The organism is Rhodococcus sp. PvP016, from assembly GCF_017832185.1.
Lineage (GTDB): Bacteria > Actinomycetota > Actinomycetes > Mycobacteriales > Mycobacteriaceae > Rhodococcoides.
Window position 1 is genome coordinate 1,582,515 of the sequence record NZ_JAFIBH010000001.1, and the last position, 15,316, is coordinate 1,597,830.

The 15,316-nt window shown below is 64.4% G+C and carries 15 protein-coding genes; 14 read left to right on the forward strand and 1 reads right to left on the reverse strand.

Annotation, left to right across the window (positions count from 1 at the left end):
* The first annotated feature begins 25 nt into the window (after positions 1-25).
* From JOE30_RS07270 to JOE30_RS07280, 3 genes are all read left to right on the forward strand, one after another.
* The gene (locus tag JOE30_RS07270) at positions 26-1,111 is read left to right on the forward strand and encodes a ferredoxin--NADP reductase (protein ID WP_204870031.1); all 1,086 of its coding nucleotides are present in this window, start codon (positions 26-28) and stop codon (positions 1,109-1,111) included.
* Positions 1,112-1,160: 49 nt separating this feature from the next.
* Positions 1,161-2,243, forward strand: a complete 1,083-nt coding sequence (gene ald / locus JOE30_RS07275; protein ID WP_204870033.1) for an alanine dehydrogenase — start codon at positions 1,161-1,163, stop codon at positions 2,241-2,243.
* 111 nt (positions 2,244-2,354) lie between these two features.
* The gene (locus JOE30_RS07280; protein WP_204870035.1) at positions 2,355-2,687 is read left to right on the forward strand and encodes a WhiB family transcriptional regulator; all 333 of its coding nucleotides are present in this window, start codon (positions 2,355-2,357) and stop codon (positions 2,685-2,687) included.
* Between the two features lie 223 nt (positions 2,688-2,910).
* Here JOE30_RS07280 and JOE30_RS07285 read toward each other — a convergent pair whose 3' ends face one another.
* The gene (locus tag JOE30_RS07285) at positions 2,911-3,513 is read right to left on the reverse strand and encodes a TetR/AcrR family transcriptional regulator (protein ID WP_204870037.1); all 603 of its coding nucleotides are present in this window, start codon (positions 3,511-3,513) and stop codon (positions 2,911-2,913) included.
* Positions 3,514-3,674: 161 nt separating this feature from the next.
* On the opposite strand from JOE30_RS07285, the gene JOE30_RS07290 reads away from it, so the two are divergent.
* From JOE30_RS07290 to JOE30_RS07340, 11 genes are all read left to right on the forward strand, one after another.
* Positions 3,675-4,481 carry an SDR family oxidoreductase gene (locus JOE30_RS07290; RefSeq protein WP_204870039.1) on the forward strand — a complete coding sequence of 269 codons (807 nt, stop codon included), beginning with the start codon at positions 3,675-3,677 and terminating at the stop codon, positions 4,479-4,481.
* A 26-nt stretch (positions 4,482-4,507) separates the two neighbouring features.
* Positions 4,508-5,896 carry an NAD(P)/FAD-dependent oxidoreductase gene (locus JOE30_RS07295; protein ID WP_239532508.1) on the forward strand — a complete coding sequence of 463 codons (1,389 nt, stop codon included), beginning with the start codon at positions 4,508-4,510 and terminating at the stop codon, positions 5,894-5,896.
* Positions 5,897-5,984: 88 nt separating this feature from the next.
* Positions 5,985-6,353 (forward strand): FAD-dependent oxidoreductase, encoded by a 369-nt coding sequence (locus JOE30_RS07300; protein WP_204870844.1) that lies wholly within the window; start codon positions 5,985-5,987, stop codon positions 6,351-6,353.
* A 136-nt stretch (positions 6,354-6,489) separates the two neighbouring features.
* Entirely contained in the window at positions 6,490-7,581 is a 1,092-nt protein-coding gene (locus JOE30_RS21660; protein WP_204870040.1) for a diguanylate cyclase, read from the forward strand.
* Between the two features lie 503 nt (positions 7,582-8,084).
* The gene (locus tag JOE30_RS07310) at positions 8,085-9,692 is read left to right on the forward strand and encodes a carboxylesterase/lipase family protein (protein WP_204870042.1); all 1,608 of its coding nucleotides are present in this window, start codon (positions 8,085-8,087) and stop codon (positions 9,690-9,692) included.
* Positions 9,693-9,868: 176 nt separating this feature from the next.
* Positions 9,869-10,708, forward strand: a complete 840-nt coding sequence (locus tag JOE30_RS07315; RefSeq protein ID WP_204870044.1) for a citryl-CoA lyase — start codon at positions 9,869-9,871, stop codon at positions 10,706-10,708.
* Positions 10,709-10,712: 4 nt separating this feature from the next.
* On the forward strand, positions 10,713-11,612 hold the full coding sequence (locus tag JOE30_RS07320) for a nitrilase-related carbon-nitrogen hydrolase (RefSeq protein WP_204870046.1): 900 nt from the start codon (positions 10,713-10,715) through the stop codon (positions 11,610-11,612).
* The gene (locus JOE30_RS07325) at positions 11,612-12,040 is read left to right on the forward strand and encodes a thioesterase family protein (protein ID WP_204870048.1); all 429 of its coding nucleotides are present in this window, start codon (positions 11,612-11,614) and stop codon (positions 12,038-12,040) included. Before JOE30_RS07320 ends, JOE30_RS07325 begins: the two co-directional genes overlap by 1 nt.
* A 79-nt stretch (positions 12,041-12,119) precedes the next feature.
* Positions 12,120-13,646: a class I adenylate-forming enzyme family protein gene (locus JOE30_RS07330; protein ID WP_204870050.1), complete on the forward strand. Its 1,527-nt coding sequence runs from the start codon at positions 12,120-12,122 to the stop codon at positions 13,644-13,646.
* A gap of 117 nt (positions 13,647-13,763) precedes the next feature.
* Positions 13,764-14,252, forward strand: a complete 489-nt coding sequence (locus JOE30_RS07335; RefSeq protein ID WP_204870052.1) for a MaoC/PaaZ C-terminal domain-containing protein — start codon at positions 13,764-13,766, stop codon at positions 14,250-14,252.
* Positions 14,253-14,262: 10 nt separating this feature from the next.
* On the forward strand, positions 14,263-15,315 hold the full coding sequence (locus tag JOE30_RS07340; protein WP_275581404.1) for an alcohol dehydrogenase catalytic domain-containing protein: 1,053 nt from the start codon (positions 14,263-14,265) through the stop codon (positions 15,313-15,315).
* The last annotated feature ends 1 nt before the right edge of the window (position 15,316 follow it).

Consider the following 15,316-nt stretch of genomic DNA (forward strand, 5'->3'; position numbering starts at 1 on the left):
CACCGGTGGTCAGACACCTCGAAAGATGGGACGTGCGGTGACCGAGCCGGTACAGCTGCGAGTGGTCGACGTCATCGAGGAGACGAGTGACGCCAAGTCCTTCGTCTTCGAAGCGGAGTCGTCCTTGACCTACCGTCCGGGGCAGTTCCTGACCATCGAACTCCCGTCGGACTCCGGGACCGGTGGTGTGGCGCGGTGTTACTCGCTGTCCAGTGCGCCTCATGAATCGGATCTGTTGAAGATCACGGTCAAGCGAGTTCGGGACGGGTACGGATCCAACTGGTTGTGCGACAACGTCGAGGTCGGGCACTCCCTCAAAGCGCTGCCGCCGTCGGGCGTGTTCACGTCACGTCCGACATCCCGCGACTTCCTTCTGATCGCAGGCGGTAGCGGCATCACCCCGGTGATGTCCATCGCGAAATCTGCGCTCGCAGCCGGCGACGGTGATGTCGTTCTGTTCTACGCGAACAGAAACGATTCATCGGTCATCTTCTCGAACGAATTGAACGAGCTGGCCGCGAAATATCCTGACCGACTGACGGTCGTACATTGGCTGGAATCCGTTCAAGGTATTCCGACGGTGACTCAGCTGAAGAACGTCCTCCGACTGTTCTCGTCGTATGACGCTTATGTCTGCGGACCAGCGCCCTTCATGGCTGCGGCGTTGACGGCACTGGACCAGCTGGGGTTCCCGAGAGAGCGTAAGCATCACGAGCGCTTCATCTCCCTCGAGAGCAATCCGTTCGATATCGAAGACGCACTCGCCGAACCGGACTCACCCGAGCTGTCGACGGAGGAGATCACCTCTGCTGCAGCGCAGTCGCCGCCCCGCACCTTCCGTGTGCAGGGGCAGGTGGCCGGCGCGCCGTTCGATCACGACGACTGGGCACCGGATCAGATGCTGCTGGACTTCCTGCTGTCCAAGAAACTGTCGGCGCCGTTCTCCTGCCGAGCGGGCGAGTGCAGTTCCTGCATGTTCCGGGTCGTGGAGGGGTCGGTCACGATGCTGCACAACGACGTGCTGGACGACGAGGACCTGGACGACGGGTTCCGTTTGGCGTGCCAGAGCGTTCCCGAATCCGAAGAGCTCACCATTTCTTACGATTTCTGACCCACGACTGCTCGAGATGATCGACAACCCACCATACTGGAGGAATGCAATGAAAATCGGTGTGCCCCGCGAGATCAAGAACCACGAATACCGGGTAGCTCTCACCCCGGCAGGTGTCCACGAGCTCGTCGGCCGCGGTCACGACGTCGTCATCGAGACCGAGGCCGGTGTGGGATCGACGTTCTCCGACGTCGATTACAAGGCTGCGGGTGCTCAGATTCTGACCAGCGCGGACGAGGTGTGGGCCACGGCCGACCTCCTTCTCAAGGTCAAGGAGCCGATCGCGGAGGAGTACCCCCGCCTGCGCAAGGATCAGGTGCTGTTCACGTACCTCCATCTCGCCGCGTCGAAGCCCTGCACCGACGCGCTGATCGCCTCCGGCACGACGTCGATCGCATACGAGACCGTGACGGCGTCCGATGGTTCGCTGCCGCTGCTCGCACCGATGAGCGAGGTGGCAGGTCGGCTCGCGCCGCAGGCCGCGGCCTACCACATGATGGCCAGTGGCGGTGGCCGCGGCGTGCTCATGGGCGGTGTCCCCGGTGTGCGGCCGGCCAACGTCGTGGTGATCGGCGCAGGTGTGTCGGGCAGGAACGCCATCGCCATCGCCCACGGCATGCACGCCGACGTGACTGTGCTCGACTTGAACATCCGCGCGCTCCGGGCCATCGACGATCAGTACCAGGGCGCCGTCAAGACCGTCGTGTCGAACGCGTTCGAACTCGAGCAGGCGGTTCTCGCGGCGGACATCGTCATCGGTGCCGTGCTCGTACCGGGAGCGCGAGCTCCGAAGCTGGTCTCCAACAGCCTCGTCGAACGGATGAAGCCGGGTTCGGTTCTCGTCGACATCGCGATCGACCAGGGCGGGTGCTTCGAGGACTCGATCCCCACGACCCATGCCGACCCGACCTACCGTGTTCACGATTCGGTGTTCTACTGCGTCGCGAACATGCCGGGTGCGGTTCCGCGTACCTCGACCTACGCGTTGACGAATGCGACGCTGCCCCACGTGGTCGCCCTCGCCGACAAGGGCTGGGAAGCGGCGTGCGAGGCCGACGCCGGTCTCGAGGATGGGCTCAGTACCCACAACGGAGCGCTGTTGTCGGAAGCGGTGGCCGCAGCGTTCGCGTGAACTCACGTCACCAGCACCGCATCCGGGTGCTGGTGACGGGTGTCATGAGGCCGGCGCCGGGGTCCACGATGTGACACCGGCGGCCGCCCCCGGACTGGATCGAGAGAAGGAATGCGTCGACCGTCCACGCAGAGTGAAACCTCGACGACGTCACTCAGGTCCGTCGTCGATCGATGGAGCTGGCAGGAGCATGCCCGGTGTCGCGATCACGACCTCCAGACCTTCTTCGACGGAGGTGAAGCCGACGAGGTGTCGGCGGACAGCGCCTCGCAGGCCAAGCTGATCTGCGAGGATTGCCCCGTTCGCACAGAGTGCCTGAACTATGCACTGAACGCGGGTGAACGCTTCGGCGTGTGGGGCGGACTGAGTGCTCGCGAGCGGCGACACTACAAGTGGTTCACCAACGCCGATCCAGTCGACATCGCGGTTCCCCACAGGGTGTGAGTCCCATCGGTTTTCCGAGAGGGTCATCGGGCCTGAACACACAACCGAGGACACCGTCACTCGGGCGGCTCCTGACACCGTGTCGGAGACTGCAGGGATGGCGTGCTCGCTGACATCCACTGCTGCGATGGTGGCGGTGGATGGACGTCAGCAGCCGGTCGCGTGTGTCGTCGTTGTCCACGACCATCGCCACCGTGCGCCGCCCGTCAGGAACGGCCGATCGTCACGACCTCGGTTCAGCCAGAGCGACCAAAGCGTCCGCCAGTACGTGCAGCGACGCCCTCGAGGCATCGGAGTCTCGGTCGGCGAGCCACGCCAGGGCGGTCCCGTCGATCGCAGTCGCCACCAGTCGAGCGAGGGCGTGAAGGTCGGCTGTCCATCGAACCTCCGCATGTTCGGCAACCGAGGCCAGCAGCGATGCTGCTCGCTGAGTGTAGAGGCTGTATTGCCAGCGCCCGAGTGATCCGGGATCGTCCGGCGCTCTCATGTCCATGAGCGTCAACTCGTAGACCACCATCTGTCGGGGGGCGTCGACCACGATCGACTCGTGGATGAGGTCCATCGCCGCCACGAGCGTGTCACGCAGATCTTTTCCGTCCAGTGCACGTTGATCGAGGTCGGCGGTGATCGTACCGACCGAAAGTTCTGTGATCCGTTGCAGTAGCTCCGCTTTGGATCGAAATGCGTAATGAAATGCACTCTGCGGCATCGCGGCTTCCGCGCATATCGATCGTGTGGTAGCTGCAGCGACGCCGTCTCTGGCCATCACGGTCAGAGCCGCCTCCACCAGCAGCGCGCGGCGGTCCTCGGCCGTCAGTCGAGCCACGTAGCCCCCTTTCTCGCAGATGCGATCAGCCTACGACTTGTCGGTCACGCAACTCGGTCGACGTGCGACACCGCGATTCTGCACTGGCGCTCTCGAGGATTCCTCCGCTAGTGTGTCAAGTGACCTGGTCGCTTGACCAACAACTCTTGGGGAGGATCACCATGCGGAAATTCGCTCTCGTCACCGGTGCCGCTGGGGGCATCGGCCAGGTGGTGGCACGCCGTCTGGCCGACCGCGACTACACGGTTCTGGCCGCCGAGCGTGACGATGACCTGGCCGCTCGCGCTGCGCACGCCATTGCGGGAGCCGTTCCGATCACCTGCGATCTCGACAATGCAGACGCCGTCCGATCTCTGTGTGACCGGATCTCGGCAGACTGGTCGAGCAATCTCGAGATCGCCTTTCTCAATGCGGGAACAGTCGTTCCGGGCGACGTGGTGGACTCCGATCCTGCTGACATCGACAGCCAGCTGCGCATCATGCTGTCCTCGACTGCTCATCTCGCTCAGGCGGCGGCGCAGGCCATGTCTCGACAAGGTCGCGGTCACATCGTCGCAACAGTGTCCCAAGGGGCAGTGTTGTCGCTACCCGGATCGGCTGCGTATTCGGCAGCCAAAGCAGGACTACGAGCATTTCTCGCGGCTCTGCATCTGGAACTTCGGGGGTCCGGGGTAACAGTCGGGGGTGTCTACCCGAGCGCGGTCGACACGGCCATGCTCCGCCACGAGGCGAATCACAACGGCAGCCTGCTGAATTTCGTGGGCACCGTCTCCACGACCCAGGACGTCGCCGACGGCGTCGACAAGGCGATTCGTACCGGTCGACTCGAGGTTTTTCTCCCTCGTTCCGACGCATTCAGCGTCAAGTTTCTACAGGCATTCCCTCGCCTCGTGCCCATTCTGCTTCCACTGGCCGAACGTATCGGTGAACGCGGGCGCCTACGGTACCTCGCCACCACGTCATCATGATCAATCCCCACTCCGAAGGAGATGACATGCACACGAGCTCGACACAATCGGAAACAATCGATCGAAGCGCTGCAGTCGCTGTGATCGGAGCCGGCCCTGCCGGGCTGAGTGCTGCACGACTACTGCGCCGTCACGGCGTCGAATACGATCATTTCGAACGGCACACCGACGTGGGCGGAATCTGGGACATCGACAATCCCGGAACCCCGATGTACGAGTCGGCGCACTTCATCTCTTCGCGAGACGTGTCCGGGTTCTTCGATTTCCCCATGCCTGACCACTTCGGTGATTACCCTTCACGCGTTCAGATCTTCGAGTACACCCAAAACTTCGCACGCACGTTCGGGCTCGACGAGGTCATCGAGTTCGGGACCACGATCACCGACGTGCGCGCAGACGACGACACCTGGATCGTCACTCCCGCCGGGCAGACCCCTCGTCGGTATCGGGGAGTGCTGTGTGCGTCGGGTACCAATTGGCACCCCCGCGTACCTCGTCATCGCGGCAACTTCACCGGCGAGATCCGGCATGCCGTCACCCACCGCAGCGGACGCGACTTCGCCGGTAAGCGGGTTCTCGTCGTGGGCCTCGGGAACTCGGGGGCGGACATCGCCTGCGACGCTGCGCAGTTCGCAGACAGCGCCTACATCAGCGTTCGCCGTGGATACCACATCATACCGAAACACATCTTCGGGAGACCGGCCGATTCGTTCGACGAGGTCGTCACGATACCCATGTGGCTCGAACGTCCGGTCTTGTCAGCACTCCTTCGTCTGTTGGTGGGCGATGTCACCCGCTGGGGACTGCCGAAACCGGATCACAAGCTGTTTCAGACACACCCATTGCTCAACAGTCAACTGCTGCATCATCTTCAGCATGCAGACATCGCGGTGAAGAACGATATCGAACGATTCGATGGAGATGATGTCGTGTTCACCGATGGATCGCGACTCGAGATCGACCTGGTGCTCTACGCAACCGGATACGAAATGCAGATTCCGTACCTCGACAAGAACACCTTCGAATGGGACGGCGACCGCCCCGCACAATACTTGACCGCATTCAATCGGCACCACCGAAACCTGTTCACCGTCGGCTTCGTCGAAACCAACTCGAGCGCATACACACTGTTCGACAACATTTCGAATGTCGTTGCCCAGTACTTGAGGGATCAAGTGACCCGACCGGCATCGGCCAGCAGATTCGACGAGCTGATAGCGAACGACCGCCCGAACCTCGCTGGCAGCCTCCACCTCGTCGACTCACCGCGCCACGCCGGTTACGTCGATGCGAAGGTGTTCAAGAAACACCTCGCGCGAGTTCGACAACAGATGAACTGGAGTGACCTGGAGCCGGGTCCAGCGAAGTCGACGGCCAAGGCTGTCAACGTGACAGCGAGTCGGAACCAGCCGTGACGAGCTGGTCGACACATGGCTGTTCGGTGTAGGCGCAGAGAGATCGTCGGCACTGTCCGGGTCGCCGTCGTGACCGTGGCGATCATCGATCTCGACGACCGCCGGAGACACTGTGGCCGAGTTCGCCGGCTACGACAAGGCGCACACACCCTCGAACTTCGACGAGATCCGTGCAGCGGCGAACGAGCTCTTCCCGGGCGCCCTTGATTGGAATTCGGTCGACTATCGCTCCGGGCTGCGACCGATGACTCCCGATGGGCCACCGATCATCGGCCCGACAAGGCTGAACAACCTTCACATCAACACTGGACATGGCCATGTGGGATGGACGATGGCCTGCGGTTCCGCCTCGCTGCTCGCTGCAGAATTGGCCGGAAGGGCATCGCTGATCGACCCCACTCCCTACCGCTTCGATCGCTTCTCCAGATGGGCCGTGAAACACACTTCCGGGCGGTAGTCGTGATGACGGGAATCCTCCAGGGAGAATAGGTGCGCCATCGCCTATTCTCGGTGTGTCCTCGTGACCTGGAGTCGCCTCGGGTCGTCGTCCCTCGTCTGTGTGTTCTCGGGTGTCCGGGCCGGAAGGAGTGAGCGTGGTCAGGCGCGCTTCCGAGGGCACTCCCCGGCTCGTGTGGGGTCGGTACGACATCCGGTCCCTCGCGGTGGCGTGCGCGGCATCCGGGGCGGTGCCGCTGCTGGTGGTCGCACTGCTGGTGCCGTCGCTGGTGCGCCCGAACGGGGTGTGGGCGCTGGCGGCGGTCAGCGTGTTCACCGCTGTCACGGTGGCGGTGACGTTTCGCGTCGGGGTGCTCGACGACCGCCAGTTCGTGCTGCTGGGGTCCGGGGGCATGGTGGGGGTGGCGGTGTCGGCGTTCGTCATCGTCGATCCGGCCCTGACGATGGGGGTCGGGGCGATGCTGGGGGTGGTCCCGGCGATCGCCGCGTCGGGATCCCCGCGTCGGATCACGGTGCCGCTGACCGCGATCGCGATCGCGGCGGCGGTGTCGGTGTGCATCGTCGAGACCGGCGGGGCGGTCCGACTCGTCGCGGTGGGGGCGACGATCACCACCGTGCTGGTGCCGACGATTCTGATGGCATCGCTGCGCTCGTCCGTCACGGCGATGACGGCGCGCCTGGTGGACCTTGCCGACACCGACCCGTTGACGGGTCTGCTCAATCGTCGGGGGCTGACCGCACGGGTGGCGGTGTTGCTCGATCAGGCCTGCTCCTCCGGTGTTCCGCTGCAGGCGTGCCTCGTCGACATCGATCACTTCAAGTCCGTCAACGACGATTTCGGTCATGCGATCGGCGACGACGTTCTGGTCGAGGTCGCGGCGACACTGCATGCGGTGGCGGGGCCGGACGCGGTGGTGGCGCGGCTGGGCGGGGAGGAGTTTCTGGTGCTCGGTCTCGTCCCGAGCATGGGCGGCGTGGAAGCGACGATCCTCGCCGCTGTGCGTGGCGGGGGGACGGTGACCGTGAGTGTCGGGGTGGCGCGATGCACCGTTGTCCCGAGCGACCACGAGGTGTGTGACGCGGGGGCGGCGGTGGACGCGGTGACCACGACCGCCGATCGGGCCCTGTATGCGGCGAAGTCGTACGGGCGAGACCAGGCTGCGTATGTGCTCGCCGAACCATTGCCCTGGGCCGGAGCCGTTCGGAAAGATTCCCTGTCGTTCGAGTGACCCGGGTGAACCGTGGGAGCAGGTGAGGGACACATGAGCCGGCGGTTCGCAGAATCCCGCCGCTTCCCTGACATCACGGGCCCTCTTATCTGCTGTCTCGCGTAAGGCTTCCTGGTCGTAGGCCAACAATCATTGTTCTGTTTGGCGTACTTCCAGTACGCGCTGTGACTCAGGACTCGTAGCGTGTCCGCGGGTGGTCTGGGCTCGCGAGTACGACGACGGCTCGGATCACGCCGGACGCAACTGCACCGATGCTCGGCGCAGGACGCGTGCGCAGCTTCGGAACGAATGGATCGCTGACAGCGGCCGCGGAACGAGTGCTGTGTGCACGCGGAGAAGGCCATGGAGGAGAGGACTCAGCGTTCTCTCGGCGTGGAGCGGTTCCACGCCCGAGTCGACTCCATGCGCCGATATCTGTTCGCAGTTCCACGATCGAAGGGTTGAAGATGAGCAGTAGTCCGCGAAGTTCGCGCCGAGGCTTTCTCAAGATTGCAGCAACAAGCATGCTGGTCGTCACCGGTTGTTCCACGGGGTCCGAGCAGGGTGCCGCGGCCGGTACAGGTACGCAGTCGGCCGCGACCGGCGAGGACCCGATCGTTCGACTTGCTGCCGGGTCGTTACGCGGCATCAATTCTGACGGATTGAACGTCTACAAGGGGATTCCGTACGCAGCGCCTCCTGTCGGCGACCTGCGGTTCAGAGCTCCTCGTGCGGTGGTCCCATGGTCGGGAGAACGAGATGCCCGTACCTTGGGTCACCCGTCTGTTCAGACCAACGCGGACCTTTCACCCTGGCTGGATCCGCAACCAGAGTCCGAAGACTGCTTGGTTCTCAACGTCTGGGCTCCGGAGTCGGGCAGCGCGGGCAAGCCCGTCATGTTCTGGATACACGGAGGCGGATATCAGGTCGGTTCCGCCGGCGCCCCTCTGTACGACGGCGCCAACCTGGCGCGTACGGAGGATGTCGTGGTGGTCGGGGTCAACCACCGACTCAACGCATTCGGCTACATGTGGCTCGGCGATCTGGTCCCGGAACTGGCCGGCGACGGCAACCTCGGGCAGCGCGACTTGGTCGCTGCGCTGGGCTGGGTCCGCGACAATGTCGCGGCGTTCGGGGGTGACCCGTCGAACGTGACGGTGTTCGGTGAATCCGGTGGCGGCGGCAAGGTCAGCTCTCTGCTCGCTACGCCGTCCGCTCGCGGATTGTTCCATCGGGCGATCGTGCAGTCCGGTTCGGCGCTCGAGATTCAGACCAGGGAGCAAGCGACGGAAGCGGCGCGTGCCACGCTGGCGAAGTTGGGTGACGGCACCTTCGACGTGAACAGATTGCAGCAGATCGGGGTCGCAGAGCTGAAGGCGGTATCGGGTGACCTCGGGGCCCCGTACGGACCTGTACTCGACGGTGACTTCATGCCGCACCAGACGTGGGAGGGCGGCGCGCCCGCAGAAAGCGCTGGTGTCGCGATGATGATCGGCAACAACACCCACGAGATCGTGCTCTTCCAACCCGATTTCGCCGATCCGATCGCGGACGACGCTCAGCTGGAGCAACGATTTCGGGCAGCGAGCTTCGCGCCTGCACTCTCCCCGGAGCAGTACCGAGGCTTCCTGGAAGGGCACCGGGCGCTACAGCCGACGGCCGACCGACACCATCTGTTGGCCGCCATGACATCGGATCCAGCGTTCTTCCGGGACGCACGGCAACAAGCAGACCTCAAAGCCGCCCAGAACGCAGGGGATGTGTTCTTGTACGAGTGCACCTGGGAAACACCGTGTTTCGGCGGTCAATGGGCGGTGCACGCCGGTGAGATCCCGTTGGTTTTCGGAATCTTGTCGTATGAGTCGGCGTGGGACGGTCTCGACAGTGACGCCGCGCGTGCAGCGGCCGATCCGCAGAACCATCAAGCTCGACTCTCACGAGAGATGATGGCGGCATGGGCACGTTTCGCGCGTGACGGCAATCCGTCGTCTCCCGCTCTCGATTGGCCCCGATGGGACGACCGAACTCGTAGCACCATGGTGTTCGCGGGTGAGAAGTCCGTATCGGTCAGTGGTTACGCAGACGAGCGCCTCGCCTTGGTGGAGGGGTTTCCGCGGAACCCCATCCTGTAGTCACCTGGAAGCACGTCATGGTCTCGACGCGATGGGTGGGCGATCTCGCTCACCCATCGTGAGGCTTCCAATGGATTCGCGTTCCCTTGGTTGGTACGCCAGCGGCTTATCGCGTTCGAACGGCCTAACGTCGGTCTCAGCGACGTCACCCATCCACATTCGACCGGAAGCAGCGTATGAGCGAGAGCACGGAAACCTCGAAGTACTGGCACACCGAGATCAGCGAGATCACGCCGGAGACGGTGTACGTCCGCGGCTACAAGCTCGACGATCTGATCGGTCTGTCCTTCACCGCGTCCATCTACCTCATGATCAAGGGCCGGTTGCCGTCTCCGCAGGAGACCCGTGTCCTCGACGCGGTGATGACCGGTGTCCTCGACTACGGCCTGGAGAAGTCCGGTACCGCGGCAGCACGCTACGTCGTGTCGTGCAATCCGAACATGCAGGCCGGCATGGCCGCCGCGACGTTGAGTGCCGGGGACTACGGGCTGGCAACCGAGAACACCGCGCGCTTCATCGCTGAGACCCATCGGAGTTACGTCGAGTCGGGTGCCACGGACATGGACGCCTTCGCCGACGACGTGGTCGCGGACGCCCGCGCGAACAAGCGTCGCATCCCCGGCTTCGGCCACCCGGTGTTCAGGAACGTCGACCCGCGTGCGCAGATATTGAAGGACATCGCCGTCGAGGCGGGGTTGTGGGGTGAGCCGGTCGAGTTGTACGAGGCCGTGCACCGCGCTTTCATCAAGACTCCAGGTCGTGAGCATTTCCCCATGAACGACGTCGCAGTGATGGCCGCGATCACAGTGGCGCTGGGTTTCACCCCGGAGGAGTCCACTGCCTTGGCGATCATCGGAACGCTGCCCGGCATCGTGGCGCACATCTCGGAAGAAATGACCTCGCGGAAGGTGCAGCGATCGATTCCCCGCGACACCGTCGACTACGAGGTGTCCCGGCGTGACCTCCGGACCGACCTGGCAGCGGCCGGCTGGCCGCAGGAACACAAGGAGAGCTGACGCAATGACCACACTCAGGATCGCGACCTCCACATTCGAGCTGCGGTCGGAGAGCAGTGTCGACGCTCTCCTCGAGCACATGGGCGATGTGGTGCGCCGCGCTGCCGAGGCCGAGGCCGGACTGGTGGTTCTCCCCGAGTTCGCCAGCACCGGGCTGCTCGGTTCGATCGCCGACCACGAGGTGACGGCGGCCACCATCATCTCGGATTACCGGGACATTCTCGCGCCTCTGTTCCACGACATCGTCCGCGGTGTCAGCGCCCTTGCCGTGGAACACGACGTCGTCGTCGTGGGAGGTAGTCACAACCGCATCGCCGAGGACGGCTCGCTGCGCAACACCGCGGTCATCGCTCACCCCGACGGGCGAGTGGAGTTCCAGGACAAGATCCACCTGACACCCAACGAGCACTCGATGGGTGCGCAGGGCGGCGATCAGGTTCTCGTCACCACGATCGGGCCGTTCACCGCCGGGGTACTCATCTGCGCCGACATCCAGTTCCCCGAGCTGTCCCGTTACCTGGTGGCACGCGGCGTCGACCTCATCATCTGCCCATCCCTCACCTGGAACCGCCGCGGCGTGCACCGTGTACGCGTCGGATGCCAGGCACGTGCCATCGAGAACCAGCTCTTCGTGGTCATGTCGGCGCTCGTCGGCAACAGTGGGTTTCCTGTCGACGCAACCCTCTACGCCGTGGGCAACGCACTGGTGTCGACCCCGGTGGATCGGACGTTCGGCATCAACGACGGTCTCCTCGCGATTGCCGAGGATCAACGTGAGAACCTCGTGTTCGCCGACCTCGACCACGCTCTCGTCGAGAAGTCTCGAGCCAACCCCGAAGCGCCCGGCCTGTCCTTGCGTCGTACCGAGGTGTTCGCCTCCCTGCGCTCCGAAGTCGACTACTGATGCCGGTGGTACTGCACCACCGGGTGCGATACCACGAGACCGATGCCCAAGGGTTTCTCTTCAACAGCAGGTTCCTCGAGATCGCGGACGTGGGTCTGACCGAGTTCGTGCGTGCGGCAGGGTGGCCTTACCCACGGCTCCTCGCGGCGGGAGTGGATCCCTCGGTGGTCAGAGCCGCGGTCGAGTTCACCTCGCCGGCGCGCTTCGAGGACGTCCTCGCCATCGATGTGGCCTGCACGCATGTGGGACGGTCGAGTTTCCGAATGCGCACACGGGTGACGCGTGAGGACACGGCGATCGCGGAGATGGATCTGACGTACGTCGCTGTCGACCCCGTCGCCGCCACCTCCCGCCCACTTCCGGCCGATGTCGCAGACGCGCTACGCAATAGCCACATCGCTCCGTCCAGCCCAGGGGACTCCACATGAGTAACTGCACCCTCGCCGACGGTGTCATCACCGCCCTGAGCTGACCGGTCACGCACGTAGACGACGAGTGGGAGAACTGATGGACGACCGTATGGCGGACTACCTCGCGGTACTCGAGAACAGCGCCGCCGAGACGCCCGACCACCCCGCCCTCATCGATGAGGGCGGCACTGTCGGGTATCGCGACATGATGACCGAGGTCGGCAGGCGCGCCGATGTCCTCGTGCGCGCCGGAATGGTTCCACGACAGCGGGTGGCTCTCGTGGCGGAGAACTCCGCCCGCTTCCTCATCTCCGCACTCGCGGTGTGGAAGGCAGGCGGGGCTCTGGTCACCATCTACCCGTCCAGCGCGAAGGACGACCTCTCGTACAGCATCGCCAGCGCCGACCCGGCGTTGGTGCTGGTGGACCGGGTCTCCGCGCCCGCCGTGGCCGATGCACTCACCGATCATCGTCCGACCGCGATGATCGACGGCGAGGACTTCACCGTGAACTCGGTTCGCGCGGACACGGCGCCCAGCCCCGACCATGTCCGTGCGCGGCTGCGTCTGATCACCTACAGCTCGGGCACCACCAATCGGCCCAAGGCCATCATGGTCTCGGATGTCGCGCTGCTCAACGGAGCCGAGACCTTCACGTCCGTGTGGCATCTCGGGCGAGAGGATCGGACCGTGGTCGCCCTGCCCATGGCGTGGCTCTTCGGTCTCGCGTCCACCTCCATGGCGACGTTGTACGCCGGCGGCACCGTCATCGCGCTACGGCGCTCTCGACCGCAGATGATTCTCGATGCCATCGCCGATCACCGCGGGACCTTCCTCGGTGGTGTGACCACCATGTTCACCAAACTTGTTCGACACCTCGACACCACCGTCGACAAGCCCGACATGAGCAGTCTGCGACTCTGCGTGTCCGGCGGTGAGGCGCGTAACGATGCAGCCTTCGATCGCTGGGCGTCCCACACGTCGGTTTCCGTGCTCGACAACTACTGCGCCACTGAGTGTTTCCCGCTGGTCACGTACGATCCCACGGTCGATCCGACCCCCGTACGCGGTGCCGCGGGAACTGTCGTGCCGACCAACGAGTTCCGAGTCGTCGACGACGAAGGCCGAGAGGTCGAACGCGGGATGGTCGGGGAGGCCCAGGGAAGAGGGCCCGGCTTGATGCTGGGCTACTGGGACGACCCGACGACCACGGCCGAGGCCATGGTCGACGGCTGGTACCGCATGCGTGACCTCGTGCGTGTCGACGAGCGCGGATACGTCCATGTCGTAGGTCGTCTGTCGGACATGATCATTCGCGGAGGGAGCAACATCTCACCCGCCGAGGTGGAGCGAGTGTTGCACTGCCATGCCAGTGTTCGTGCGGTCGCCGTGGTGGGCCTTCCCGACGAGATCTACGGCCAGAAGGTCGTCGCCGCAGTCGTCCTCGCAGACGGTGCCGCCCTCGACGCGGATGCCCTGGGCACGTTTGCCGCCGAGCAGCTCGCGTCGTTCAAGGTGCCCACCGAGTACGTGGTGCTCGACGCGCTCCCCCAGAACACCACGAGCGGCAAGGTGGATCGCCGCGCCGTCACTGCACTCCTGGCGGCGCCGTCCGCACGGTCGTGACGCCGAACTCGTAGGAGAATTTCCTACAGACACGGCGGATCACCGGCGTGCTCACAGTACTGCTCGCGGTATCCCCGCTGACAGACTCGACCTCGAATACAACAGTCAGGAGCTTCAATGTCACAGCACGTAGCAACTCGTTCGGCCGATTCCAGCATCGGCGGTGGAATGTTCCTCGATGACTTCGAGGTCGGACAGAGCTGGACCTCGCCCGCGCGCACCATCGGCGAGGCCGACCTGGTCAACTTCGCCGGGATCTCCGGTGATTACAACCCGTTGCACACGGACGAAGAGTTCGCCTCACAGACGCAGTTCGGCGGCAGAATCTTCCACGGTCCCGGCGTGTTCGCCATCGCGACAGGTCTGGAATCGCGCCTCGGTATCAAAGAGGGCACCGCGATCGCATTCCTCGGCATGAACTGGTCACTCAAGGGCGCCGTCAAGATCGGTGACACCATCCGCGTCGAGCAATCCGTCGGTGAGGTCCGGCCGTCGTCGTCCAAACCCGATCGCGGCATCATCACGTTCGAGGTGAAGGTGATGAACCAGCGTGACGAGATCTGCCAGGACGGCCAGTGGATGGTCATGTTCAAGCGCCGACCCTGACCCGAACATGATGCGTGCACTGGTGAGGCGGGGCGCCTCGGCGATCGTCGAGACACGACCCGTACCGGTCCCGGGTCCGACCGACGCCATTGTGAGGACGACCGCAGCGTCGATGTGTTCCGCCGATATCGCAGCACTCGTCGGGGACATCGATGTCCCCGACGGAAGAGTGTTGGGACACGAGGCGGTCGGCACTGTGCACGCACTGGGACATGACGTCGACGGTTTCGAGATCGGTGACCGGGTAGCGGTGTCCTCCGGAACCAGCTGTGGACGCTGCCGGAACTGTCAGCGGGGCTACGACGGACATTGCGGTGGACGCGAGTGGGGTGCGTACAGCTCCGGAGTGAGCCGCGACGGCAGCCTCGCAGAGTTCTTCACCGTGCCCGACGCGCGTCGAAACCTGGCTCCGATTCCGGATGGAGTGGAGGACTGGGCTGCGGTGTGCGCGGCGGATTCCCTGTGTACCGGTACGTCCGCGTACGAGCAGGCCGCCCTGCCGCTCGGGGGCGTGGTTGCCGTGTTCGGTCAAGGCCACGTCGGGCTCGGCGCCACGGCCGGCGGTCGGGTGTCGGGGGCCGGGCTGGTCGTCACCGTCAAGGCCCGTGCCGGCGGCGAGGACGTCTCTCGGGCGATGGGCGCGGACGTGTGCCTCAACCTTGCCGAACACGACGTCGTCGCCGAGATCGACCGGCTCACGGAGGGTCACGGCGTCGACGTCGCCGTCGAGGCGAGTGGCGTTCGTGGGTCATTTCCGCGGGCTGTCGAGGTGACCCGCTTGGGCGGCGTCATCTCGGTGCTCAGCTCGTACAACGGTCCACCCGACGCCGAGCTGTCGATTCCGTTGGCTCACTGGGGTTGGGGTGTCGGTGACAAGACCGTGCTGTCGACTTTCGCGAGAACCGGTAACGAACGACTGGGTCGGGTGCTGCGGCTCGTGTCGACGGGTCGCCTCGACCCGGCGCCCATGATCACTCACCGCTACCGGTTCGACGAGGTCGACCAGGCCGTGGCCGACCTCCGAGCTCGTCGCGGAGTGATCAAACCTCTCATCACATTCTGAC